Source organism: Flavobacterium sp. TMP13 (genome assembly GCF_050847115.1).
In the GTDB taxonomy this organism is placed as follows: domain Bacteria; phylum Bacteroidota; class Bacteroidia; order Flavobacteriales; family Flavobacteriaceae; genus Flavobacterium.
In genome coordinates this window covers 1,265,476-1,289,149 of sequence record NZ_CP193656.1, presented here as the reverse complement: position 1 = coordinate 1,289,149, position 23,674 = coordinate 1,265,476, and the positions used below count along the sequence as shown (strand labels likewise).

Annotated in this window: 19 protein-coding genes, 2 tRNA genes and 1 pseudogene; 15 read left to right on the top strand and 7 right to left on the bottom strand. The window is 34.6% G+C overall.

The features are described from left to right. The first annotated feature begins 21 nt into the window (after positions 1–21). Together ACRASX_RS05600 and ACRASX_RS05595 are read left to right on the top strand one after the other, a co-directional pair. Positions 22–960, top strand: coding sequence for an L-threonine 3-dehydrogenase (locus ACRASX_RS05600; protein ID WP_432222702.1), 939 nt, complete (start codon positions 22–24; stop codon positions 958–960). 237 nt (positions 961–1,197) lie between these two features. After that, positions 1,198–1,599, top strand: coding sequence for a hypothetical protein (locus ACRASX_RS05595; protein WP_066312444.1), 402 nt, complete (start codon positions 1,198–1,200; stop codon positions 1,597–1,599). Between the two features lie 93 nt (positions 1,600–1,692). On the opposite strand, the gene ACRASX_RS05590 is transcribed toward ACRASX_RS05595, so the two are convergent. The 3 genes from ACRASX_RS05590 to ACRASX_RS05580 form a co-directional block, all read right to left on the bottom strand. Then, positions 1,693–2,346 (bottom strand): HD domain-containing protein, encoded by a 654-nt coding sequence (locus ACRASX_RS05590; protein ID WP_066312442.1) that lies wholly within the window; start codon positions 2,344–2,346, stop codon positions 1,693–1,695. Between the two features lie 133 nt (positions 2,347–2,479). Next, the gene (locus tag ACRASX_RS05585; RefSeq protein WP_432222701.1) at positions 2,480–3,472 is read right to left on the bottom strand and encodes an acyl-ACP desaturase; all 993 of its coding nucleotides are present in this window, start codon (positions 3,470–3,472) and stop codon (positions 2,480–2,482) included. Positions 3,473–3,482: 10 nt separating this feature from the next. Next, on the bottom strand, positions 3,483–4,217 hold the full coding sequence (locus tag ACRASX_RS05580; protein WP_432222700.1) for a lysophospholipid acyltransferase family protein: 735 nt from the start codon (positions 4,215–4,217) through the stop codon (positions 3,483–3,485). A gap of 120 nt (positions 4,218–4,337) precedes the next feature. Between ACRASX_RS05580 and rnpA the strand changes: the two genes are divergently transcribed. The 3 genes from rnpA (at position 4,338) to ACRASX_RS05565 (ending at position 7,275) form a co-directional block, all read left to right on the top strand. Then, positions 4,338–4,721: a ribonuclease P protein component gene (gene rnpA / locus ACRASX_RS05575; protein ID WP_432222699.1), complete on the top strand. Its 384-nt coding sequence runs from the start codon at positions 4,338–4,340 to the stop codon at positions 4,719–4,721. 111 nt (positions 4,722–4,832) lie between these two features. Further along, complete coding sequence (locus tag ACRASX_RS05570; protein ID WP_432222698.1) at positions 4,833–6,470, top strand: S41 family peptidase; 1,638 nt, start codon at positions 4,833–4,835, stop codon at positions 6,468–6,470. 1 nt (position 6,471) lies between these two features. Beyond that, a complete protein-coding gene (locus ACRASX_RS05565) occupies positions 6,472–7,275 on the top strand; it encodes an OmpA family protein (protein WP_432222697.1) in 804 nt (267 codons plus the stop codon). A gap of 131 nt (positions 7,276–7,406) precedes the next feature. Here ACRASX_RS05565 and ACRASX_RS05560 read toward each other — a convergent pair whose 3' ends face one another. The 4 genes from ACRASX_RS05560 to rseP all read right to left on the bottom strand — a co-directional run bounded on the left by ACRASX_RS05560 (position 7,407) and on the right by rseP (position 10,198). Further along, complete coding sequence (locus ACRASX_RS05560) at positions 7,407–8,369, bottom strand: phage integrase SAM-like domain-containing protein (protein ID WP_432222696.1); 963 nt, start codon at positions 8,367–8,369, stop codon at positions 7,407–7,409. Between the two features lie 219 nt (positions 8,370–8,588). After that, positions 8,589–8,662, bottom strand: a tRNA-Asn gene (locus tag ACRASX_RS05555). Positions 8,663–8,697: 35 nt separating this feature from the next. Continuing rightward, positions 8,698–8,771: transfer RNA gene (locus ACRASX_RS05550), tRNA-Asn, on the bottom strand. Positions 8,772–8,854: 83 nt separating this feature from the next. After that, on the bottom strand, positions 8,855–10,198 hold the full coding sequence (gene rseP, locus ACRASX_RS05545) for an RIP metalloprotease RseP (protein WP_066312413.1): 1,344 nt from the start codon (positions 10,196–10,198) through the stop codon (positions 8,855–8,857). Positions 10,199–10,712: 514 nt separating this feature from the next. On the opposite strand from rseP, the gene ACRASX_RS05540 reads away from it, so the two are divergent. The 10 genes and pseudogenes from ACRASX_RS05540 (at position 10,713) to ACRASX_RS05495 (ending at position 23,654) form a co-directional block, all read left to right on the top strand. Then, complete coding sequence (locus tag ACRASX_RS05540) at positions 10,713–11,078, top strand: hypothetical protein (protein WP_066312411.1); 366 nt, start codon at positions 10,713–10,715, stop codon at positions 11,076–11,078. Positions 11,079–11,096: 18 nt separating this feature from the next. Further along, positions 11,097–11,273, top strand: a complete 177-nt coding sequence (locus ACRASX_RS05535) for a class IIb bacteriocin, lactobin A/cerein 7B family (RefSeq protein ID WP_432222695.1) — start codon at positions 11,097–11,099, stop codon at positions 11,271–11,273. Then, positions 11,260–11,415 (top strand): hypothetical protein, encoded by a 156-nt coding sequence (locus tag ACRASX_RS05530; protein WP_432222694.1) that lies wholly within the window; start codon positions 11,260–11,262, stop codon positions 11,413–11,415. The genes ACRASX_RS05535 and ACRASX_RS05530 overlap by 14 nt, the downstream gene beginning before the upstream one ends. 851 nt (positions 11,416–12,266) lie before the next feature. After that, positions 12,267–13,079 (top strand): HlyD family secretion protein, encoded by an 813-nt coding sequence (locus tag ACRASX_RS05525; protein WP_432222693.1) that lies wholly within the window; start codon positions 12,267–12,269, stop codon positions 13,077–13,079. A 245-nt stretch (positions 13,080–13,324) separates the two neighbouring features. After that, positions 13,325–15,476: pseudogene (locus ACRASX_RS05520) on the top strand (peptidase domain-containing ABC transporter). A gap of 138 nt (positions 15,477–15,614) precedes the next feature. Next, positions 15,615–16,679, top strand: coding sequence for an NADH:flavin oxidoreductase/NADH oxidase (locus ACRASX_RS05515; RefSeq protein WP_432222692.1), 1,065 nt, complete (start codon positions 15,615–15,617; stop codon positions 16,677–16,679). A 222-nt stretch (positions 16,680–16,901) separates the two neighbouring features. Continuing rightward, positions 16,902–17,945: a Gfo/Idh/MocA family protein gene (locus ACRASX_RS05510; protein ID WP_432222691.1), complete on the top strand. Its 1,044-nt coding sequence runs from the start codon at positions 16,902–16,904 to the stop codon at positions 17,943–17,945. 95 nt (positions 17,946–18,040) lie between these two features. Next, positions 18,041–19,252 (top strand): MFS transporter, encoded by a 1,212-nt coding sequence (locus ACRASX_RS05505; RefSeq protein ID WP_066312406.1) that lies wholly within the window; start codon positions 18,041–18,043, stop codon positions 19,250–19,252. Positions 19,253–19,447: 195 nt separating this feature from the next. After that, a complete protein-coding gene (locus ACRASX_RS05500) occupies positions 19,448–22,285 on the top strand; it encodes a carboxypeptidase-like regulatory domain-containing protein (RefSeq protein WP_432222690.1) in 2,838 nt (945 codons plus the stop codon). A 13-nt stretch (positions 22,286–22,298) separates the two neighbouring features. Beyond that, on the top strand, positions 22,299–23,654 hold the full coding sequence (locus tag ACRASX_RS05495) for a DUF5689 domain-containing protein (RefSeq protein WP_432222689.1): 1,356 nt from the start codon (positions 22,299–22,301) through the stop codon (positions 23,652–23,654). Positions 23,655–23,674 lie beyond the last annotated feature (20 nt).

The following is a 23,674-nucleotide window of genomic DNA, read 5'->3' as shown; positions in this document are numbered from 1 at the left end:
TGCTGCTTAAATTTCATTCAAATGAATCCGAAGATATTAATCATAGGCGCCTGCGGCCAAATTGGCACTGAGCTTACTCAAAAATTACGTAAAATTTACGGAACGGACAATGTAATTGCATCTGATATTCGGAAACTGAATGTTGATGTAGTAAATTCTGGACCATTTGAAGTTGTTAATGCCTTAGATTTCAATCAAATTGAACATTTAGTAGAAGAACATCAAATTACTGATGTGTATTTGATGGCCGCTTTATTGTCTGCAACCGCCGAAAAAAATCCAGCATTTGCATGGGATTTAAATATGAATTCGCTTTTTCATGTTTTGAATTTAGCCAAAGCAGGAAAAATAAAAAAAGTATTTTGGCCTTCGAGTATCGCTGTTTTTGGTCCGACAACTCCAAAAGAAAACACCCCGCAATATACTATTATGGAGCCATCCACCGTTTACGGAATTAGCAAACAGGCTGGCGAAAGATGGTGCGAATACTACCATAACATTTATGGTGTCGATGTGAGAAGCATTCGCTATCCTGGATTAATTAGCTGGTCTAGTCCTCCTGGAGGAGGAACAACCGATTATGCAGTAGACATTTTTCATAAAGCGATCGAAGACAAAACCTACGAATGTTTTCTTTCTTCAGAAACAAAAATGCCAATGATGTATATGGAAGATGCGATCAATGCAACCATTAACATTATGAAAGCGCCTAAAGATCAGATTAAAATTCATTCATCCTACAATTTGGCCGCAATGAGTTTTACGCCGACCGAAATTGCAAATGAAATTAAAAAACACATTCCAGAATTTACAATTACATATGAGCCTGATTTCCGTCAGAAAATTGCAGATAGTTGGCCAGCGAGCATTGACGACCGCGAAGCGAGAGCAGACTGGAACTGGGAACACAAATACGATTTAGCAGCAATGACCAAAGACATGCTTGATCATTTAAAATAAAATTATACACGCGCTCTACATTTCTTTTCGAAATTTTAGTAGCTGTCCAAATAAAAAGTCTGTCGAGAAAATAATTCTGACGGACTTTTTAATTTTATATATTTCTGAAATATTTCGAAAAGTGATTTTAAGAGAAACAAATTATTTTATTTTGAAAAATATGCGATCAAATTGAAGTAATGCTCCACATTTTTAATTTACAAACCGTAATTTTACCCCTTTAAAATCTTACTCACTATGTTATACCAACCGATATTTGTTGAATTCTACGAAAAAGTAAAAGAAAGTATTCTAGCAGGAACTTTTGCTAAACTAACATTTGCCAAAACTATTGGCGATACTGACTTAAAAAACATTTACGTTCGACTGAATATTGTAGACGATAAGACTTATAATTTAGCTTTTACATCTAAATATAAAATGGAAGAAATCGAGAGCTTTCATACGATTGATGAAGCTTTTATCATCTTAAGCTCGTATGTCAAAAACCCGTTTTTAACCGCTTTATTATTTACGACCCAAAACGATTTGACCTTTAAGGTAAATAAGAAAAACGCAGGAAGCATTATTGACCAAGCACCTACTTTTAAAAACGCTTCTCCCGTAATGCTGGAAATGATTGAGAAAGGAATAGTTTAGAGAATAGTGTTCCATTCAGTTTGAAAGTACTCCGCAAATAGGCATTCCTTTAGTGATTACTTCATGTAGTAGATCCAAACACTTAAATTGATCTTATTTCGCTCCATCCCACTCCGCATAAAATTGCGAAAGAAAGCTTTCCATAAAACGATGTCTTTCGGCAGCGATTTCTTTACCTTTTTCGGTATTCATTTGGTCTTTTAACAGCAGTAACTTTTCATAAAAGTGATTAATTGTTGGTGAACTTGCTTTTTTATATTCTTCTTTACTCATCGCAGTATTTGGTGCGATTTCGGGATCGTGTAGCACTCTATTTTTAAATCCACCATAATTGAATGCTCTTGCAATTCCGATGGCTCCAATGGCGTCTAAACGATCCGCATCTTGTACTACGGCCAATTCGATAGAATTAAATTTTCTTTCGAAATTCCCGCCTTTAAACGAGATGTTTTCAATGATTTGAATGACGTGAGTAATTGTTTCCTCGTTTACACCTTCCGATTCTAAAAACAAACGTGCCTTTTTGGGCCCAATCGTTTCGTCTCCGTCATGAAATTTACTATCCGCAATATCGTGCAACAAAGCGCCCAATTGTACAATCATTTTATTACAATCTTCACTGGAAGCGATTACTAGTGCGTTTTTATACACTCTTTGTATGTGAAACCAATCGTGTCCGCCTTCAGCTCCTTTTAATTGTTCTTTTACAAAAGCGATCGTTTTGGTAATTAATCTTGTTGTATCCATTGGTTTTCATTTTAAAAAAAAGTTGATTGTCAAAGTGTTTCGAACTTCGACAATCAACGAATGCTTTTATATTATTTTAAGTGGAATTTAATCTGCAATGAGTTGCACTAGCGCATCTTATAAACTCAAAGATTTACAGTCGTGCTGGCTCCACCCATTTAAAAATATGTCCTTCTTGCGGAATAACAATTCTTTCTGAAATTCTCGTCATTCTAGCTGGCAACTTCATCAAGTAATCACGTGCTTTTTCGGCTTCATCAGTTAAACCTGTTATTTTATCAATTTGCCATTTGTCAATTAATTTCTGCATAATATCCACATAATCTGCAGCAGTATACACACCAATTCGCTGTGCTGAATCAGAAAATTGCTCGAAAGCCGTGCTTATTTTTTGACCCGATTCTCTTAAAAAGTGAGCTGGCATAACGATTTTTTGTTTCATCATGTATTGAAAAGCCAACATCATTTCGCTAGCATCTACTTGAAAAATACGAGTTACAAATTCACTGTAAGCATGATGATGACGCATTTCGTCTCCAGCAATCATTTTACACATTTTCGCTAATTTTTTATCGCCATAATTTTTGGCAATTTGCGACACACGGTTGTGCGATACATAAGTAGCTAATTCTTGAAAACTAGTGTATACAAAGTTTTTGTACGGGTCTGATCCCGTTCCGATATCAAAACCATCATTAATTAAATGCTGGGTAGTAATTTCAACTTCACGCATGTTTACACGACCTGACAAATACAAATATTTGTTCAACAAATCTCCGTGGCGATTTTCTTCTCCGGTCCATTGTCTGATCCATTTTGACCATCCATTGCCTCCGTTTTCTATCTGATTAATTCCTTCGACATCCATCAACCACGATTCGTAAGTTGGCAACGCTTCTTCAGTAATAGTATCACCTACAAGAGTAACCCAAAAATCGTATGGTAAATCTTTAGCAATTTCACGCAATTCTCTTACTTCTTCAAAAAAAGTATCTTCTTGAGAATTAGGTAAAAAGTCGGTTGGCTGCCAGATTTTCTCGACAGGTATTAAAAATTGATCTACAAAAGTATCTACGTTTTTCTCTAAAAACTGCATTACTTCTAATCTTATGTTTTTTATTGACATGGTATTTGTTTTAAAGTTTGATTGCACTTACAACTGCTTTTTCAGCTTCTATAGCTATGGTTTCAAAATCATGCTCTTTGACAGCAAGGGCTTTATGAATGGTAAAGGTAAGATGATTTCCCAAACCTACAGGGAAAAATCCAAATTTTACCATTTTCCAAGAATTATTAATTGTTATCGGAACAACATATGCTGACGGTGCGTATTTGCAGAGAATTTTCAATCCACTCTGTGCAAATTCTTTGGGTTTTCCGTCTTTACTTCGCGTTCCTTCGGGAAAAATCACTGCCGAACGATTGTTTTTTTCGATATATTCAGACAATCCTTTTATAGTAGGAATGGCCTGTTTAGGGTCTTTCCTGTCAATGAGAACAGAGCCTCCATGACGTAAATTATAAGAAACACTTGGGATTCCAGATCCTAACTCTTTCTTACTCACAAATTTACAATGAAAACTACGTAAATACCAAAGCATTGTAATAATATCGTACATACTTTGATGATTGGACACAAAAATAATAGGAACTCCTTTCGGAATGCTCTCCATATTAGTAAATGTATAGCTGGTTCCAACTAAATTGGTACATCTTAACAGAAATAAATTAAGGTAATCAACGCTTTTTTTGTGGGCCTGATACCCGAAAATATTGAAACAAATCCATTGAATGGGATGAAAAATCACCAAACACAGACCGAAACACAAATAGTAAATTACGGATAAGGGATACGAAATTATTTTTTGCATGCTTAAGAATTAAGCACAAAAGTAATAAATATATTTTTGACTAATTTAAAAAATCATTAATAGATTTAGGGTTAAAGTGTACCTTTGCGGCCTACGAATCTCTATTTCTTCAGTTAAAAAATGAATTTTAAATACCCAAAAAGCGAACGTTTAAAAAGTAAAACCACCATCGGTCTTTTATTTACCGACGGAAAATCGGTTTCTAAATACCCTTTGCGCTTGGTATATCGCCAAAATTCGGACACTGAAATTGCGGACTCAAAAATTGGCGTTTCTGTCTCTAAAAAACATTTTAAAAAGGCAGTTGATCGCAATTATTTTAAGAGAGTACTGCGAGAAACCTATCGTTTGAATAAAAATATGTTGCACGATGGCTTAACCTCATCCTACTCGATTATGATTTTTTACCAAACCAAAGACAGATTGTCGTTTGAAGAAATTAATAAAAAAACAATCCAGTTATTTGAGAAGTTTAGAATTCAGATCGCTCCCGCATCCGAATAAATTGTTTCTGCTTTAATTTTGTGAAGTCTATTGCATCTTCATTCTCAAAATTATCGTAGTTTTAGCTCTAAATCAGTCCTTTCTAGATTTTTAAAAGAAAAAATAAAACCAATGTTATTTTCATTACCAAAAAAAGTTCTTATTCCTGTAGTTGCTTCAGCATTTTTATTGATTGGAACAAGTTTCAAAGACGACTTTTTTGAAATTGCCAAGCAAATAGAAATTTTTACGACTTTATTTAAAGCCGTTAATACCAACTATGTAGACGAAACCAATCCCGCTGAATTGATGGACAAGGCCATAAAAAGCATGCTGGGAAGTTTAGATCCGTATACCGTTTATTTTAACGAGCAAGACGTTGTACAATTTAAAATTAACAACACGGGCGAATACACTGGAATTGGCGCATTAATTACGAGAAAAAAAGACCGATTATTAATTCGCGAACCGTACAAAAATTATCCTGCTGACAAAGCAGGTTTAAAAGCAGGAGATGAAATTATTCAAATTGGAGACGTTCTGGTAGCCGATTTTAAAGAAGATGCTTCGCAGTTGCTCAAAGGAACTAAAAACACTAAAATTCCAGTTAAATATTTACGACAAGGAAAAACAAATGCAACTACGCTTGTTTTGGATGAAGTCGATATTAAATCGGTTTCCTTTTTTGGAATGATTGATTCTAAAACAGGATACATTGTTTTATCACATTTCAATCGAAAAGCATCCAACGAAACCAAAGAAGCATTAGAAAAACTTAAAAAAGACGGAGCCACTCAAATTGTTTTGGACATGCGTGGCAATCCTGGTGGTTTATTAAATGAAGCGGTTAGTATTTGCAATTTGTTTGTTGCTAAAAACGAAGTAATTGTAACGACTAAGTCGCGAATCGAAAAAAACAATACTACCTATAAAACGACTCAAGAGCCGGTAGATACTCAAATTCCATTAGCCATTATCGTAAATGGAAGAAGTGCTTCGGCTTCTGAAATTGTGTCGGGTGCTTTGCAAGATCTAGACCGAGCGGTAGTTTTAGGAAGTCGTAGTTTTGGAAAAGGTCTCGTGCAACGTTCGGTTGATTTGACCTATGGAACGCAACTGAAAGTAACTATTTCTAGATATTATACGCCTTCTGGTCGTTGCATTCAGTCATTAGATTATACGCATAAAGATAAAAATGGTGTTGCAAGTAAAACAGATGCAAAAAATTACAATGCGTTTAAAACCAGAAAAGGAAGGCCGGTTTTTGACGGCGGTGGTGTTTTACCAGATGTAGAATTAGACAAATCTAAAATGAGTCCAATTGCTACGGCACTTTTAAAAAATGATGGTATTTTTGATTACGCAACTAACTACTATTATAAGAATCCAAGTTTAGGAACGAAGATTCCGACTCTTTCAGATAGTGACTATTCGGATTTTAAAAACTTTCTAAAAACTAATAAAATCACGCTGGATACAGAGACGGAACTAGCACTAAAAAAAACCTTGGAAGCGGCTAAGAAAGATCAGATCGATAGTGCCATCACCGCAGAATACCAACAATTAGTAACCGCTATCGAAAAAAGCGAAACCACTTTGTTGGATAAAAATAAAAAAGAAATTAGCAGTTTAATTCAGGAAGAACTTATTAAGCGGTACCAATACCAAGAAGGATTGTATCAATTTTACATTAAAGATAATTCTGAAATTAAAAAATCGGTTGAACTTTTAAACAACCAATCGCAATATAAGTCCATTTTAAAAATGTAGCATGGTTAGAAAAGTACTGCTTTTTATATTGTTTGCAAGTTCTCTTTCTGCTCAAAAAAAATCTCTCGAAACCGTGTATTTTGATTTTGACAAATACACGCTATCACATAAACAAACAACCATAATTAGTACTTTTATTCAAGACATCGATACTTCTAAAATTGAATCCATTCAGATTTATGGTTATTGTGATGACAGAGGCAACGATGAATACAATTATCGGCTATCTACTTATCGTGTCCAAACGGTTCAAGAAGCTTTAGAGGCCCATGGCTTCAACAAAAGCAAAATAATCGTACTAGAGGGCAAAGGCCGCATAATCGTACAAAAGGACAGTGTAGGAGATTTGCAAGAAACGAGATCTAAGAATCGTCGAGTTGACATGCTGCTGGTTAAAAAAAACAATTACGGTCAAGGCGTTCGAAATTCTTTTAGAGATGAATTACAAATTGGTACTTATGTAAGCTTGGCGAGTGTACAATTTAAAATAGGCAGCAGCCGATTGACGAGAGAAGCTGCCAAGGTTTTAGACAATGTTGCTGAGATATTAAATGAAAAGAAAACACTGAATTTTGAAATACAAGGTCACGTATGTTGCACTCCTGAGCGATATGAGGACGGGATCGACCGAGAAACCAAAGAAAGACGCTTGTCGTGGAACCGGGCCAAATCGGTTTACTTGTATTTAATTTCGAAAAAAGTGTCGCGCAGTCGTATGACGTATCAAGGATTCGGAAACCAATTTCCGTTAGAAATAGGCGACGATAGAGATCGTAGAGTTGATTTTAAGATTACCAAGATTTAAATAACAATGATGTCATTGCGAAGCTCTTTTTTTTTGTGCTTATTCGGCTTCAAAAATAGAAACCGCAATTTTTTTTAGGGATACCAAATAGGATACGTTTTTTTATGAAAAAACTTGTCAAATGACAAATGCTACTTTTTCGGAGGAAATATGCGATTACTATCCATTGAGTATTTCTCAATTACTTCTTGTGCTTTTGGCAGAATTGGAATTGAGATTTGACGCTGTGTTTTTTCTCTCTTCATCTGAATCCAGTTAATGTCATCAAAACCTATCTGTATATTTTGCTTCTCAAGATTTGCCATTTCATTGTAGGCTAGTCCTGTGTAACAACAGAAAATAAATAAGTCTTGAATGATGCACAATCTTTTTTGTTGTAACACTGCTTCCTCAAGGATTTTGAGTTCTTCTGTAGTAAGAAAAATTACGGTTTTACGGACTGTTTTAGACTTGTGAAGTATAAACGGATCTCTATCCAGATACCCCTCTGAAATGGCTTGTTTTATAGGAGTTCTAAGCCTCTGAATGGTTTTATTGATGGTAATTTGCTGTTGCTGCTTCTCCGTCTTTAAATAGTAGTCAAAATCATGGAGAAACTGTAGAGTTAATTCTTCTAATGGATAATCTGTTTTTTTAAATTTCCATTTCAAGAACGCTTCCAAATGGTTGCCAACATAAACGAATTTTTTATACGTGTTGTCTTTTATTTCTAGACCTACAAGTTTTTTAATTTTGCACAGATACTGTTTGTAATAGGAAAGGACAAAATCACTTTTCTTTAGCTCTTTGCCTAAGTATTTATCGTGAATGTCCTCTACAGAAAACGGATTTCCCTGTAATTTTAAAATCATGTAGATGCTATTGACCTTTGATTTTATGTTTTCAAGAAGAGAATTGTATAGAGTTGCAGATTTATGAGATATTAGGACTACTTGTTTTTTATTGTCCCAATATTCGCTTTCAATATGAATACCTGTGCTAAGTTGTTTTCTATTTCCATTTAGGGTTAATCTGCAATACAATGGAGATTGATTCTTCTTGTTTGTTCTATTCTTTCCTTGAACAATTAGGATTTTAAAATTGTCTTTTGTCATAACTTTGAGTTTAAGTCAGACATACAATTAGTTACGATAAAAAAGTGTTGCCTTTTAGAAAAATAGGTGTTGCCTAATATGTTACCTTTTTTTACTAAAATAACTTGTAAAACCTGTCAAACAACAAATCACCGATTGATACAAAATACGGTGAAGTACTGTTTTTGCTAGGATTGTTGTAAACAAAAAAAAGACCATCATTGCTGATAGTCTTTTTTGCTCCCTCTCTTGGGCTCGAACCAAGGACCCTCTGATTAACAGTCAGATGCTCTAACCAACTGAGCTAAGAAGGAATGACCTAAAGGTCTTATGTTTTGCTAAAAAGTTGCTCCCCCTCTTGGGCTCGAACCAAGGACCCTCTGATTAACAGTCAGATGCTCTAACCAACTGAGCTAAGGAGGAAATTGCTGTTCTTTTTAGCGAGTGCAAATATAGGAGAATTTTTAATGTTTCAAAAGTATTTGAGCTCTTTTTACAAAAATATTTTATTTCCCAAAAACTGCTTTGTAAATATCGTTGCCATTTGCAAACAATAGCAAAGTGATAAGCAATACAAAACCAACCATTTGAGCATTTTCTAGGAACTTATCACTCGGTTTTTTACCGCTAATAATTTCGTATAATAAAAACATTACATGTCCGCCATCTAGGGCCGGAATTGGCAATAAATTCATAACTCCCAACATAATCGATAGCAAAGCTGTAATGCTCCAAAAAACTTCCCAGCTCCATGTACTTGGAAAAATGTCGAAGATCGCTTTAAAACCACCTACTTGCTTGTACGCTTTGGTTTCTGGATTAAAGATCATCTTCAATTGCTTTCCATAACCTAACAACTGATCTTTACCTTTCTCAATTCCAACCGGAATCGATTCTAATAAACTGTAATTTTTAGTACTTATTTTGTAATACCCTAATTTTTGCAGCGAAGTCAAACCTAAGATACCAACATTAACTCCCAGTTTAGCGTCTTTGCTAACAACAACATTAACATCTACTTCTTTTTGGTCGCGCAATACTTTCGCAGGAATTGTTTTCCCTTTGTTTTGGTCCAAAATAACTTTTGCTTCGTCAAAATATTTAACCGCTTGACCGTTTAAACTCAAAACTAGATCTTTTGCTTGTAATTCTTTGTTTGGAGAATCATCAGCAACAGCACCAATAGCAAACGGCTGACGCACACTTACCAATAACCCTTTTTCATGTTTAGACAATTGATCTACAAAATCTTTAGGCATCTGTAAAGTCTGTTGCACACCATTTCTTTCAATAGTCACAGTACTCGCCATTACAACATTCATGTTCATATCGTTGTCAAAATTTTGAACTTTTTTGCCATCGATCGAGATAATTTTGTCACCTGTTTTAAACCCTGCTTTGACCATCGCTGGGTTTTCAATTAAATAACCATCTTTAATGTCTTCGTTTTTCACAAAAGTATCGCCATATGCATACGCCATTCCAATGTAAATAATAAACGCCAAAATAAAGTTTACGGTAACTCCCCCCAACATAATAATCAAACGTTGCCAAGCTGGTTTCGAACGAAATTCCCAAGGTTGTGGCGGCAAAGCCATTTGCTCCTTGTCCATGCTTTCGTCAATCATTCCCGAAATTTTCACGTAACCACCAAGCGGCAGCCATCCAATTCCGTACTCCGTATCTCCAATTTTTTTCTTTAATAGAGAATATTTAACATCAAAAAATAAGTAGAATTTTTCGACTCTAGTTTTAAATAATTTTGCAGGGATAAAATGCCCTAATTCGTGTAAAACAATCAGTAATGATAAGCTCAATAAAAATTGAGAAAGCTTAATAACTATATCCATTTGTTAATTTTAGTTCTTTTTGTGACGCACAAAAGTAATGTTTTCTATTTAATCTCAAGCGCAATAACTATTCATTGCTCTTTAAATGTTTGTTAATAAATACAGTGACCTTTTTTACAGAGATTTTGTGGTTAATTTTCAGGCATGAATTAATTTGCGAATCTCTGCACTGATTTAAAATTGCGAATATTATCTTGTTAAAAATAAAAAATTACGATAAAATTATTTAGTTTTACACCAATTTTGTAAAAGTGAAGGTTCTTCTTTCTTCTTTAAAATACGTACTAGATAAATTGGTTGTCTTTGGTGAAAAAATGTTGAATTACAAGATACACGGATGCAACGGATGCAACGGATGCAAGCAACGCTGATAAAGACGGATAAAATTTAAATGTTTAAGATTTAAATACAAGTTTTAAATTACCTTTTAATTCTTGAATCGAATGATTACGGAGAAGAACAAGAATCTAAAAAAACTTGAATCGTTTTTTATTAATTTTTATAATACAGTCTTATGAATTTTATCAAACAAATAGAGCGGATAAAAAAGATGCATCAATTAATTGGCGCCGAAAAAACAGGCACACCCGATAATTTTGCTAGAAAAATGTCTCTAAGCCGTAGCCAGTTGTACAACATAATTGATGTTATTAAAGATCTAGAAGCTCCTATAAAATATTGTAAAAAACGAGAAAGTTTTTTTTACGAAACTTCATTTGACTTAGAATTAAATTATTCCCTTAAAACGATAATAGACAACGAAGCAAAAGAAATTTTTGGAGGTTTTAACTTCCGTACAATTTTACTAGACAGAACTATGATATGTTTGCTTCAACAAAAAAGTTCTCGAGAAAAAGATTTTGTTGAAATTATTATTTAACAATTAAAAAAATAAACTATGGAATTATCATTAGTGAATTTAGAAGATTTGAATTTAGTGGAGCTTAATGCTCAGGAAGTACAAGAAGTTGAAGGGGGAATTCTTCCAATAATTTTAGGATGCATTTCTATCGTGGGAGCTGGTTATTATGCAGGAGAAAAAATAGGAAGAGCCTTATATTATGCAACTAATTAATTTGAAAATTATGGAAAATTTAAAAGAATTAACTCTAGAAGAACAAAAAGAAACTAATGGTGGAGGATTATTGTTATTTGCGATAGCTCTCGGAATCTATATTGGGTACAAAGATGCGGAAGCTGGGCATGCTTGTAAGTAGAAAGCTATTTATGATATTATTTTCTAAAGTAATTTAAAATTAGTTTTTTTATTTTATGTGCAGGAAAACAATAAGAACTATATTGTTCCTTATCATGTTAAAAAAAACTTTTATACTGATTGCAAGAAGGTTTTTTTCTTGCAATCAGTATATTAATGCTAGGTAACGTTATTGAAATCTAGAGCAAGTAATTTCAATTATTTTCACCTAGATTTATTTTGACAAGGACAATTAGCTAATTCATTTAAAAAAAAAATTATGGAACAACAAAGTATACTTGAAAAAAATTTTTTAGGTAAAAAGTACAAAAAAGCACTAACAATCTTATATACGTCATTATTTTTCATCTTTTGCTTTTATCTTTTAGGAGAAATATTAGGTAAGACTTTATTTTATATCAGCCATTAAGTAAACTTAATAGAATTAAATAAAAACACTTATAAATGAAATTCTAACTTACAATAAAACAGACATAAGAAACTAAAAATTGAAACAGAATTGACAACTATTAATAAAATTAAAATTGCACAAGAATTATTAGAAATTATAAACTAAAAGATTAGTATAAAATGAAAGAAATTTCTATCGATTCAAAGAAGGTGCGGTTTTTAGGAATATTAATCCATATTCCAATTGTTTTTCTTTTTTATTGAGTTTGCATTTTATGTGGGATGAGGATTTGGCAAAGAGTTTAAAAGATATAAAAACTTCATTTCAGATCATTGTTTTAAGCGTGGTTGTAAGTATTTTTTCAATTTTTATTTAAAAAAAATGAATTTTAGTTCAGACCCAATAAACACTCTCGAAAATCTTATCGCAAAAAACAAAACCAAAAGCCTCTCTCTATATATATGGTAATAGTTCTTGCGCTTATTATTTTCTTAACGTTATTACCCATTATTAAAGTAGATATCAGCAGTCAGAGCCGTGGTGTTATTCGCAGTAAAACCGATAATGTTCCTGTTACCTCCATAGTTAGCGGCAGGGTTACTTGGCTTTTTTTAAGGAATAATGCTATTGTTAAAAAGGGAGATACGCTCATAAAAATTTCTAAATTGAGCCTTGATGCAGACAAAAAAACTCAGGATACTTTGTCTCGTTCCGTTTCGTCTTTGCTAAAAGACATCAATAATCTATTGCTTAATAGAGTCTCTCATTTAGCTACTTCGACTGCTCGGGAGGATTTTTTTAAATTTCAAGCACGTAAGAGTGAATTAGAAAGTAAAGTTACTCAGTCTCAACTAAATTACGACAGAAATAAAAAATTGTACGATAAAGATATTATTGCAAAAGCAGAATCTGAGAAATATGATTATGAATGTCGCTTTACAAAACATGCTTTACAAAGTTATGTAAGACAACAAAAGTCGACTTGGGAAAATCAAAAAAGAGATTTAGAAGAACGATTAAAAAGTCTGAATGGTGCAGTAGCTAAAATTAAAGCCGAATCAGTTAATTATTTAGTACTAGCTCCCATTTCGGGAACAATCAAAAATTTTTCAGGAGTTCAGATAGGTTCTTTTATAAATGCTTCGCAACCAATCGCTACACTTTCGGCAGCAGATTATCTTATTGTCGAGAATAATGTTTCCCCCAAGGATATTGGGCTTATACAAAAAAGTCAAAAAGTAAAATTTCAATTGGATGCATTCAACTACAATTAATGGGGATTATTAGAAGGAAAAGTTATCGATATAGATCATAATATAACCATTCAGGGAGAGCAGGCTTTCTTTAAAGTACGCTGTGCACTTCACTCAAAAGAGTTACAGCTTAAATCAGGTTACAAAACAAATGTTTCCAAAGGAATGACATTGACAACAAGATATACCATAGCACGTAGAAGTTTGTTCGATTTATTGTTTGATAAAGTAGATGATTGGTTAAATCCAAAGCAAATAACAACATAATGGCTTCAATACAAATAAAACAACATGATATTCAAGATTGTGGTGCTGCTTGTTTGGCATCTATTGGAAACCATTTCAACGTTAACTTGCCCATAGCAAGAATTAGACAATATGCCAATACAGATAAAAGAGGTACAAATGTATTAGGGATTATTGAGGGAGCCCAAAAGATGGGATTTATTGCAAAGGGAGTAAAAGGCGGGCTGGATTCTCTGGATAAGATTCCGCTTCCTGCCATTGCTCACATTATTACAAAAGAGCAATTACACCATTATGTGGTAATTTACAAGGTAGAAAAATCTAAAATCACGGTTATGGATCCGGGTTTTGGTAAAATGGAAACCTATACTATTGATGACTTTCAAAAAATATGGTCGGGTGTGCTAATTCTTTTTGCCCCCAATGATGATTTTAAAATTAGAAATGAAAAAGTTTCGCCTGTAAAACGATTTTGGCACCTTATACAGCCACACAAAACTATCCTAATTCAAGCCTTAATTGGTGCAATATTGTTTACTGTCTTAGGATTGGCAATGTCAATTTATATACAGAAAATTACCGATTATGTTCTGGTAGATGGTAATAAAAAGCTATTGAATTTATTAAGCATATCAATGATTTTGATTATTTTACTCCAAGCCTATTTAAGTTCTAAGAAGAGTGTATTTGTAATGAAGACGGGGCAGTTAATTGATGCTAAATTAATTCTGGGGTATTACAAACATCTTTTGCATTTACCTCAACGTTTTTTTGATACGATGCAGATTGGCGAAATTACATCTCGTATAAACGATGCGGTTAAAATTCGTTCCTTTATAAATGAAGTCGCTATAGAAATGATTGTTAATGTTTTTATCGTAATTTTCTCCTTTATCTTAATGTTTACCTATTATTGGAAACTAGCTTTGGTAATAGTACTGGTTATTCCTTTATATGTGGTGATTTATTTTATTCTAAAGAAATTCAACAAGAAAGTAGAGCGAAATATCATGGAAAATGCCGCCGAGCTACAAACACAGCTTGTAGAGAGTGTTACCCATATACGAACTGTTAAAGAATTTGGTATTGAGGATTTTTCAAATCTAAAAACAGAAAACAAATTTGTAAAGCTTTTGTTTACCACTTATAAATCAGGATTAAATGGAATTTTTGCGGGTACATCTACGCAATTTTTAGCCTCTATATTTACGGTTGTTTTAATGTGGATCGGATCTGGTTACGTGATTGATAGGCCTATTACTCCTGGAGAATTGTTTTCTTTTTATGCTTTAATTGGTTATTTTACATCGCCAGTTGCATCTTTAATCGGGATGAACAAAACGGCTCAAAATGCATTAATTACAGCTGATAGACTTTTTGAAATAATGGATTTGGAACGAGAAGAGACAGAAAATAAAATCGTGTTACTTAAAGAGAATCTTGGAGATATAAAATTCGAGAACGTATCTTTTCGTTATGGTTCAAGGGCAGAAGTCTTTAAAAACTTTAATGCCGTATTTAAGCAAAATGAAACTACTGCAATAGTTGGAGAAAGTGGTAGTGGAAAAACGACATTGATTTCTTTACTACAAAATTTGTATCCTATAAAAGAAGGATATATATATATTGGGAATTATGACACTCAATTTATTCATTATCATAGTTTTAAGAAATTGTGTAGGTGTTATTCCGCAACAACTTAATCTGTTGTCGGGAGATATTATTGAGAATATCGCTTTGGGGGATTCGTTTCCCAATATACAACGCGTTATAGATTTAGCGAAACAATTAGGGATTTCGGAGTTTGTTGAGAAACTATCAAATGGTTTTCAATCTCAAATAGGAGAAAACGGAACCATGCTCTCTGGTGGTCAAAAACAGAGAATTGCTATTGCAAGAGCATTATACAAGAATCCCGAAATTTTATTGATGGACGAAGCTACTTCTTCATTAGATACAAACTCAGAAAGAATTGTAAAAGAGGTTATCGACAATTTTAACGCACAAGGAAAAACAGTTATTGTAATTGCGCACAGATTAAGTACTATTGCGAATGCAGATACAATTATAGTCATGAAAGAGGGTGTAATTATAGAATCAGGAAATCATAAAAAGCTATTAGAGCAAAAAGGACAATATCATGATTTGTGGAATAAACAGATTTTACAGTAAAATCTAATATCGTATTTTATACGTTTTAAATGTTTTTAATTAATAAACATTTAAATTTCTCCTTTTGAGCAGATGCTGTAACTTTGCTTTTAGCTACTGAATTTAATAAGTAGCCTAAAACTGTTAAATAGTACAACTATGCCCATACAATTATTCTCTCCATTAACTATAAAAAGTATCACTTTTAAAAATAGAATTGCCATTTCTCCTATGTGTCAATATTCATCGGCAGATGGTTTTGCAAACAACTGGCATTTGGTTCACTTGGGTAGCCGTGCTACCGGTGGCGCCGGACTGATTGTTCAAGAAGCTACGGCAGTTTCGCCCGAAGCCAGAATTTCTCCAGACGACTTAGGAATTTGGAAAGACGAACACATTCAAAAACTAAAAGAAATCAACGAGTTTATTATTTCTCAAAATTCGATACCGGGAATACAAATTGCACATGCGGGGCGGAAAGCCAGCGTTTCTTCGTCTTGGAAGGGCAGTAAAAAATTAGAACCCGCTCAAGGTGGATGGGAAACTGTTTCACCAAGCGACATTGGCTATCATGATGACGAAAAAACTACTGCTTTAGATAAAAACTTAATTCAGAAAACAATTTCAGATTTTAAAAAAGCAACTAAACGATCAGTAGAAGCGGGATATCTAGTTTTAGAAATTCATGCAGCTCACGGTTATTTATTGCATCAATTTTTATCACCACTATCCAATCGTAGAACCGACGAATATGGTGGAAGTTTCGAAAATAGAATCCGATTTACATTAGAAATTGTAGAAGCAGTTCAATCGGAATGGCCAAAAAACTTACCTTTATTTGTGCGCATTTCCGCAAGCGATTGGGCAGATGGCGGCTGGAATATCGATGAGTCAATACAATTATCTAAAATTTTAAAAGAAAAAGGAGTTGATTTAATTGATGTTTCTTCGGGAGGTTTGGTTTCGCACCAACAAATTCCGTTGGGTCCAAATTATCAAGTTCCCTTTGCAGAACGCATCAAAAATGAAGCTGAGATTTTAACTGGAGCGGTTGGATTAATTATCGAAGCGGCTCAAGCTGAAGCGATTTTAAATACCAATCAGGCCGATTTAGTTTTATTTGCTAGAGAATCATTGAGAAGTCCGTATTTAGCATTGGACTTTGCAAAAGAATTAAATGTTGATTTGACTTGGCCAAAGCAATACGAAAGAGCGAAAATATAATAATTTTAGCTGATTTTTATGATAAATTTTCTTGTGGAGATTTCTCCTTCGTCGGAATAAAAAGATGCCGCTCAATTGTAAAGTTTGATATTTTCTTTATTGAAACAAAGCAGAAATCTAAACAAATCACAAAGCGTTTTAAAAATTTGGACAATCTGTAAATCTGCTTGAAATAATAAATTTATAAATTCACAATAATCAGTATTCTTAACAACAGCATTCATGCAACAAATAAAAACTGCCTTATTATCATACGGAATGTCCGGAAAAGTGTTTCACGCTCCTTTCCTTCAACTGCATTCTGGTTTCGACTTGGTCGGTTCTTGGGAACGCTCTAAAAAATTAATTCACAATGATTATCCTAATGTAAAAAGCTTTGAGTCCCTAGAATCTATTTTGAACGACGATTCAATCGAATTGGTAATTGTCAATACTCCTGTGGCAACGCATTTTGAGTATGCCAAAAAAGTACTCAACGCAGGGAAACATGCTTTGGTCGAAAAAGCATTTACAACAACCGTTGAAGAAGCGCGAGAATTAGCTGAGTTAGCGAAAGCAAAAGGATTGAAATTATGCGTTTTTCAGAATCGCCGTTGGGATAGTGATTTTAAAACCGTTCAGAAAATAATTAATGAAGGCCTTTTAGGAGAATTGGTTGAAGCCGAATTTCATTTTGATCGATACAATCCGCTGTTGAGTCCAAAGACACACAAAGAGACTGCCAACAACGGCTCCGGAATTCTAAAAGATTTAGGACCGCATTTAATTGACCAAGCCTTGTGTTTGTTTGGATTGCCCAAAGCCGTTTCTGGCGACATTCGAATTACCCGAGAAAATTCGTTGGTAGACGATTGGATTGATTTAACCTTATATTACGAGAATTTTAGAATGCGATTAAAAGCTGGCTTTTTTGTGAGAGAAGCACATCCTGCTTTTACTGTTCATGGTAAAAAAGGATCCTTTTTAAAACCACGTGGCGACGTGCAAGAAGATGATTTAAAATTAGGTAAAAAACCAAACAGAACCGATTGGGGAACAGAACCCGAATCTTTACAAGGTTTACTGCATACTGAAAAAGATGGAAAAATCATTAGAGCGAAAACACCAACGCTTCAAGGCAATTACTATGATTTATTTGACTCCCTTTACCACTCTATTTTAAAAAATACTGATGAACCAGTCACAGCTCAAGATGGAGCTGATGTTATGAAGATTATTGGAGCAGCTATCGAAAGTAATGCAGTCAAAAAAATCGTCTTCTTGTAAAATTGAGTCCGAGAAAATTATGTTTTAGCGGAATTAAATTCAGTCAAAAGTTATAATTTGATTAATTTTGTGCTCTTATTCTAAAAGAGAAATCCATGTTTTATTTGAATTTTGTTGGAAGATTTACTCCCAAAGGAAAAATAAAAAAGAGTTATGCAAATTCGAAAACATCCTATCTAAATCGAATTCGTTGGGCAATTTCTATGTTTTATTTCAGCAAAGGTTTGTGTTTTGCTTCTTGGGCAAGTCGAATTCCAGACATTAAAAGTTATTTGGACTTAAGCGAAGGTCAATTAGGTAGTATTCTTTTTGCAATTCCACTTGGCCAATTGGCTATTATGCCTTTCTCAGGCAAACTTGTAACAAAATATGGCAGTCATAAAGTCCTACTCTATTCGGTGTTAATTTACTTAATTTGCTTGGTTAATATAGGTTTAGCCAGCTCTGCTTTTCAGCTCGCAGCCGCCCTATTCTTGTTTGGTGTTTTTGCCAATGTTTCAAATATTGCTGTTAACACCCAAGGTATTTATGCCGAGAAGTTATTAAAGAAAAACATCATGGGCGTTTTTCATGGAACCTGGAGTTTTGCGGGTTTCATTGGCGCTCTTATTGGTTTAGGAATTGCTGTTTTACAACTCAATCCATTTACACATTTTGCACTAATAGCTAGTTTCGTTTTAGTATTAGTTGGGTTTAATTACAGCTACTTAATAAAAGCAAAGGATCGAAAGCTGACCAAAAAAGGAAAGTTCTTTTCCAAACCAGATGCTTCCTTAATTTGGCTGGGCGTAATAGGCTTTTGCTCTATGGCCAGCGAAGGCGTTATGTTCGATTGGAGCGGCGTTTATTTTAAAGAAATTGTAAAAGCACCTGATTCTCTAGTTATTTTGGGCTACACCTCGTTTATGATAATGATGGCAGGCGGGCGTTTTTTAGGCGATAAAATGACGACAAGATTTGGCCGAAAACAAGTGCTTCAAATTAGTGGAATAATGGTTTCTACTGGACTTTTAACCGCCGTAATTTTTCCGTATATTATCCCGTGTGTCTTAGCTTTTATGTTAGTCGGCTTGGGAGTTTCTACAATCGTGCCTACTTTATACAGTGTGGCAGGCAAAAGTCCGACTGTCGCACCTGGCGATGCGTTGACTATTGTTTCTAGCGTAAGTTTTCTGGGTTTCTTAATGGGTCCGCCCGTTATTGGTCACATTGCTGAAGCCTTTGGTTTGCAATTTTCGTTTGCTTTCATCGGTATTTTTGGTTTTCTAATTGCTTTTATGGTGACCCGAGTAAAAGCAATCCAATAATTTAATTTGTAAGAAAAATACTTTTATATTGTTTTTTAATTATATTTGCCTCTGTTACATAAATCCTGCTTCTCAAAAAGTAGGTCTGATCTAAAATTTTTCCAAAACTGATTTTTTTTGAACTACAATTGTCTTTTTTCATGTACAGAAAGAGGACACATTTATTTTTTTTCAACTCAAACAGTTTTAGGCGATATGATTAAAAAACTACTTTTATTATTTACTCTTTTAATATGTACGGCTATTTGGTCTCAAAATCACTACCTCATTTCTGGGAAAGTGATTCACCATGCGACACAAAAGCCCCTTTCTTATGTGGTGGTCACTCTTCAGAATTCAACTCTTACACAACTTACAACTGCCGATGGTAAATTTGAAATAGAAGTTCCTTTTAATGGCAATCAACTATTGCTACTGCGCAGTCAAGGCTTCAAAGATTTATTAATACCACTTGCGTTAGCTACAACCAAAAACATAAATTTAGGCGTTTTATCGCTGGAAGAAAATCTAGTTGCTGAAGCTCAAAACAGTTGGATCAGCTTACTAGAAAGTGACCTGAGCGACGACAATTCTACTTCCGAAAATACCTCGAGTTTACTGCAATCTTCTCGGGACGCATTTTTACAAGCCGCAGCATTTAATTGGGGTCAAGCCCGCTTTCGCGTACGGGGATTGGATAACGAAAACGCCAACATGCTCATTAACGGGTTAGTGATGAACAAAATTTACGACGGCAGACCGCAGTGGAGTAATTGGGGAGGATTGAACGATGTGTTGCGCAATCAAGAATTCACGATAGGAACGGCGCCTTCTCCTTATTCTTTTGGAGGTATTTTAGGTACTCAAGCAATTTTTACACGGGCCTCAATGTATCGCAAAGGAACACGTTTGTCTTTTTCGGCAAGCAATACAAATTACAGTGCGCGAAGCATGGCGTCTTATGCATCTGGTATGAGTAGTTCAGGCTGGGCTTTTGTCGTTGCTGCTGGAAAACGCTATGCTAAAGAAGCTTATTTTGATGGAACTACCTACGACGCCGAATCTTTTTTTATGAGTATCGAAAAGAAAATCTCGACCCAGCACTCACTTAATTTTACCGGCTTTTTTACACCAAATCAGCGTGGAAAGAATTCACCCAATACGAATGAAGTGACCGAATTGTCGACGGAGAAATACAATTCATACTGGGGATGGCAAAATGGAGAAAAGCGAAACGCTAGGGTAAAAACCGTTGCTGAACCCGTTTTGATGCTGAACCACTATTTCAAAATAAACGAAAAGACTCAACTTAATTCGGCAGTGGCGTATCAATTTGGGAAAATTGCCAACAGCAATATTGATTATCAAAATGCCAACAGTCCGGATCCTACGTATTATCGCAAATTACCAAGCTATTACACCTCAATTTATGGAAGTGATAAGGGTGAATATTCTGGCGATTATCTACCCAATTATGAAGAAGCGGACAAAAGTAAAAACACCTACTTAGCCAATTCTCAAATAGATTGGGCAGCGATGTATCGTGCCAATCAAAATGCTACTGTTGATTCCAACGGGCAAATTGCAACTTATTACCCCAATAAAAGTCATTATGTCTTATATGAAGACCGAGTCGAAGACCAATTGTTTACTGCAAATAGCACTTTATATTCGCGTTTTTCAGACAACTGCACATTTAACGGAGGTCTAAATTTTAGAAAATTGCAATCGCATAATTTTCAGTACTTGACCGATCTATTGGGCGGTAGTTATTTTGAAGATATTGATGCTTTTTATACCGGAACTCAATCGCAATCTGATTTACAAAATCCAAACCTACAAGTTAAAGTTGGTGACCGCTACGGGTACAATTACAATTTAAACGCCATCGTTTTTGATGCTTTTACGCAATTTCGTTTTGATTATAAAAATATCGATTTTTATTTGGCTCAAACTTTTTCTTCGACGCAATACCAACGCGAAGGATTCTACCAAAATGGGCTATATCCCACTAATTCATTGGGGAAAAGTAATTCCTTAATTTTTGAGAACTTTGGTTTTAAAGGTGGTTTTACTTATAAAATTTCGGGCAAGCAATGGCTCTTTGCAAATGCTTCGCATCAAACAAAGGCACCGGCTCTACGAAACACCTTTCAGAATTCCCGTTTAAATAATTCAGTGGTTGCAGCGATCAACAACGAAACGCTTCATAGTGCCGAATTGAATTATGTTTTTCATGCACCAAAGCTCAAAACACGCATAACCGCTTTTTATTCTGAAATTAAAAATGCCACTCAAATTTCCTTTTTTTATGCCGAAGGAATCTTTGACAAAGGATTCTCATATAACAACACTGATGCTTTTGTAGGCCAAGCACTAACAGGTTTAAACAAAACGAATAAAGGAATTGAACTGAGCTTTGACTATCAACTTACAGCAACGCTTAAAACAACTGTTGCGGCAAATTACGGTAAGTACATTTACGATAGTAATCCAAACGTAAAGCTAACCAATGATGCCCAAGCAACTATTAATGATGCAAATCCGGTTTTTGATTTCGGTAACTCAGCCTTAAAAAATTATAAACTTCCGGGAACTCCGCAGCAAGCATATTCTCTCGGGATCGAATATCGTGACCCACATTATTGGTGGATTGGCGCAAATATTAATTATCTAGATGATATGTACATTGACATAGCTCCGATTTCTCGAACGAACGCTTTCTTTAAAAATCCTGCCAACGGCTACACTTTCCCCGAAGCAACCCAAGAACGCGCTCATAAATTGCTTAGTCAAGAAAAACTGCGAGCAGTTACTTTAGTTAATTTTTCTGCAGGAAAATCGTGGCGACTAAAGTCAAAATACATTGGTTTATTTGCTAGCGTCAATAATATTCTGAATTCCAAATACAAAACAGGCGGATTTGAACAATCTCGAAATGCCAATTTTAGAGAACTAAATCAAGATGTATCGAGCGAAACGCCTTCATTCGGATCCAAATATTATTACGGTTTTGGAAGAACCTATTTTGCAAACCTTACTTTAAGTTTTTAAAAAATCTACCGCTATGAAAACATATCATAAACACGCACTATGTTCTCTTTTACTTATTACTATGCTAAGTGGCTGTGATTCGAAAGAGCCAGAAATTCCAGAATTAATTTGCGCTCAACCTGATTTTACTAGCACTAAATCAGTCGCCGACATCCGAGCCGTAAGCGCTGCCAACCCAATGAAATATTTATATGAAGATGTGATTGAAGCATTTGTTGTTTCTACAGATGAATCGGGTAACTTTTTTAAGACCATTTCACTGCAAACTTCTCTTAATGAACGAGGTGACGTAGAGGGCTTTAGTGTTGGTGTTGATGCCAGTAATACGTATATCGATTACCGTGTCGGCAACAAAGTATATGTAAAAATGCAAAATCAATTTAGTGATGTTTACTTCGGAGGTTTACGAATTGGCAGTTTATATGTCAATAGTTTCGGAGAAGCAACTGTTGGAAGAGTTTCTCAAAATGACATTAAAAAAGTATTAAATGCGAGCTGCACTACTATTTCCGAAGAAGAACTGGTACGCAAATTTTCAATCGAGGACGTGGCTATTGATGCCAATCTAAATACTTTGGTCGAATTAGAAAATGTACAGTTTGCTGAACTGGCTTTGGGCAGACAATATTATGAAGAACTTAATGATGTTGGTGGCGCATCCAATTGGTATTTACTAGATCAGACCGGAAATCACTTGATTTTTAGAACCAGTAGTTACGCCAAGTTTGCCTCTAATAAAATACCTAATGGCAGCGGAAGCGTACGCGGTGTTTTAACAAAATATGGTACCGATTACCAGCTAATAGCGCGTTCTGAAAAAGATGTGAATTTAACTCAAGGCAGAAGAGTTGCCTATTTTACCGAAGATTTTCAGACAGTAGAACACAATGTAACGCTAAAATTAGCAGGTTGGGCGAACATCGCACAAACCGGAACCAAGTTTTGGAAAGGCGTTATAAAATCGGGCAATGGTTGTACTGAGTTTAATATCGCTTCAACCAAAAACGTACTAAATGCTGCGTGGTTAATCACTCCAAAAATTGATATGGATACACACCAAAATGAGACTTTGACTTTTAGAACGGCACAGCATCATCTCGATGTCGACTCTCCGTTAAATTCATTGGAAGTTTTAATATCCACCAATTTTGATGGTTTAAATGTAACAAAAGCAACCTGGATTCCGCTACAAGTTAAGCTACCAAATCAAGCTACTCCATGGTATCAATTTGTAGGAAGCGGCGCTATAGATTTGTCGTCATATACCGGAAAAATTAATATCGCATTCAAATACAATGGTTCTGGAAAAAATTTAGCGTTAGACGGAACATTTCAGTTGGATGACATACAAATTTTCGGAAATAAATAATTTTACCAAGAAAAAAACTA